The organism is Acinetobacter sp. Brlt_5 (assembly GCF_051949055.1).
Classification (GTDB): Bacteria; Pseudomonadota; Gammaproteobacteria; order Pseudomonadales; family Moraxellaceae; genus Acinetobacter; species Acinetobacter indicus.
In genome coordinates, this window is the sequence record NZ_JAYJLP010000040.1 from 1 (window position 1) to 2,923 (window position 2,923).

Consider the following 2,923-nt stretch of genomic DNA (forward strand, 5'->3'; position numbering starts at 1 on the left):
TAACGACTGTTTGGGGTTGTATAGTCAAGTAATTAAGTGCATGTGGTGGATGCCTTGGCAGTCAGAGGCGAAGAAAGACGTGATAGCCTGCGAAAAGCTCCGGGGAGGCGGCAAATATCCTTTGATCCGGAGATGTCTGAATGGGGAAACCCACTTACCATAAGGTAGGTATCAATACATGAATACATAGTGTATTGAGGCGAACGAGGGGAAGTGAAACATCTCAGTACCCTTAGGAAAAGAAATCAATTGAGATTCCCTCAGTAGCGGCGAGCGAAAGGGGAACAGCCCATTAAGTTATGTGTGTTTTAGTGGAATGCTCTGGGAAGTGCAACCATAGTGGGTGATAGTCCTGTACACGAAAGGGCACACATAATGATGACGAGTAGGGCGAGGCACGTGAAACCTTGTCTGAATATGGGGGGACCATCCTCCAAGGCTAAATACTCCTGACTGACCGATAGTGAACCAGTACCGTGAGGGAAAGGCGAAAAGAACCCCTGTGAGGGGAGTGAAATAGATCCTGAAACCGCATGCATACAAGCAGTGGGAGCCGACTTGTTCGGTGACTGCGTACCTTTTGTATAATGGGTCAGCGACTTACATTCAGTAGCAAGGTTAACCGCATAGGGGAGCCGTAGGGAAACCGAGTCTTAATAGGGCGTATAGTTGCTGGGTGTAGACCCGAAACCAGGCGATCTATCCATGAGCAGGTTGAAGGTTGGGTAACACTAACTGGAGGACCGAACCCACTGTCGTTGAAAAGCCAGGGGATGACTTGTGGATAGGGGTGAAAGGCTAATCAAGCCTGGTGATAGCTGGTTCTCCCCGAAAGCTATTTAGGTAGCGCCTCGGACGAATACCATTGGGGGTAGAGCACTGTTTCGGCTAGGGGGTCATCCCGACTTACCAAACCGATGCAAACTCCGAATACCGATGAGTACTATCCGGGAGACAGACTGCGGGTGCTAACGTCCGTAGTCAAGAGGAAAACAATCCAGACCGCCAGCTAAGGCCCCAAAATCATAGTTAAGTGGGAAACGATGTGGGAAGGCATAGACAGCTAGGAGGTTGGCTTAGAAGCAGCCACCCTTTAAAGAAAGCGTAATAGCTCACTAGTCGAGTCGGCCTGCGCGGAAGATGTAACGGGGCTAAAACTATGTGCCGAAGCTGCGGATGTATACATTGTATACGTGGTAGGGGAGCGTTCTGTAAGCCGATGAAGGTGGATTGAGAAGTCTGCTGGAGGTATCAGAAGTGCGAATGCTGACGTGAGTAACGACAAAACGGGTGAAAAACCCGTTCGCTGAAAGACCAAGGGTTCCAGTCCAACGTTAATCGGGGCTGGGTGAGTCGACCCCTAAGGCGAGGCCGAGAGGCGTAGTCGATGGGAAATTGGTTAATATTCCAATACTTCAGTGTAATGCGATGAGAGGACGGAGAAGGTTAAGTCAGCCTGGCGTTGGTTGTCCAGGTGGAAGGCTGTAGGCATGCATCTTAGGCAAATCCGGGGTGCTCTATGCTGAGAGCTGATAGCAAGCTAGTTTACTAGCGAAGTGGCTGATACCATGCTTCCAGGAAAAGTCTCTAAGCTTCAGTTACACTGGAATCGTACCCGAAACCGACACAGGTGGTCAGGTCGAGTAGACCAAAGCGCTTGAGAGAACTCTGCTGAAGGAACTAGGCAAAATGGTACCGTAACTTCGGGAGAAGGTACGCTGTTGACGGTGATGGGACTTGCTCCCTGAGCGGTTGACAGCCGCAGAAACCAGGCCGCTGCAACTGTTTATTAAAAACATAGCACTCTGCAAACACGAAAGTGGACGTATAGGGTGTGATGCCTGCCCGGTGCTGGAAGGTTAATTGATGGGGTTAGCGTAAGCGAAGCTCTTGATCGAAGCCCCAGTAAACGGCGGCCGTAACTATAACGGTCCTAAGGTAGCGAAATTCCTTGTCGGGTAAGTTCCGACCTGCACGAATGGCATAATGATGGCGGCGCTGTCTCCAGCAGAGGCTCAGTGAAATCGAAATCGCTGTGAAGATGCAGTGTACCCGCGGCTAGACGGAAAGACCCCGTGAACCTTTACTGCAGCTTGACATTGAACTTTGACCTTACTTGTGTAGGATAGGTGGGAGGCTTTGAAGTTGGAACGCCAGTTCCAATGGAGCCGTCCTTGAAATACCACCCTGGTAATGTTGAGGTTCTAACTCTGTCCCGTGATCCGGGACGAGGACCATGTCTGGTGGGTAGTTTGACTGGGGCGGTCTCCTCCTAAAGAGTAACGGAGGAGTACGAAGGTGCGCTCAGCGTGGTCGGAAATCACGCGTAGAGTATAAAGGCAAAAGCGCGCTTAACTGCGAGACCCACAAGTCGAGCAGGTACGAAAGTAGGTCTTAGTGATCCGGTGGTTCTGTATGGAAGGGCCATCGCTCAACGGATAAAAGGTACTCTGGGGATAACAGGCTGATACCGCCCAAGAGTTCATATCGACGGCGGTGTTTGGCACCTCGATGTCGGCTCATCTCATCCTGGGGCTGAAGCAGGTCCCAAGGGTATGGCTGTTCGCCATTTAAAGAGGTACGCGAGCTGGGTTTAGAACGTCGTGAGACAGTTCGGTCCCTATCTACCGTGGGCGCTGGAAATTTGAGAGGATCTGCTCCTAGTACGAGAGGACCAGAGTGGACGAACCTCTGGTGTACCGGTTGTGACGCCAGTCGCATCGCCGGGTAGCTATGTTCGGAAGGGATAACCGCTGAAAGCATCTAAGCGGGAAGCCTACCTCAAGATAAGATTTCCCTAGGAATTTATTCCTCTAAAGAGCCGTTCGAGACTAGGACGTTGATAGGTTGGGTGTGGAAGCATAGCGATATGTGAAGCTGACCAATACTAATTGCTCGTGAGGCTTGACTATACAACACCCAA

At 50.9% G+C, this 2,923-nt stretch carries 1 rRNA gene; it reads left to right on the forward strand.

From position 1 onward, the window contains the following. Window positions 1-22: 22 nt before the first annotated feature. Window positions 23-2,912: ribosomal RNA gene (locus tag VF685_RS13985) — 23S ribosomal RNA — on the forward strand. The last annotated feature ends 11 nt before the right edge of the window (window positions 2,913-2,923 follow it).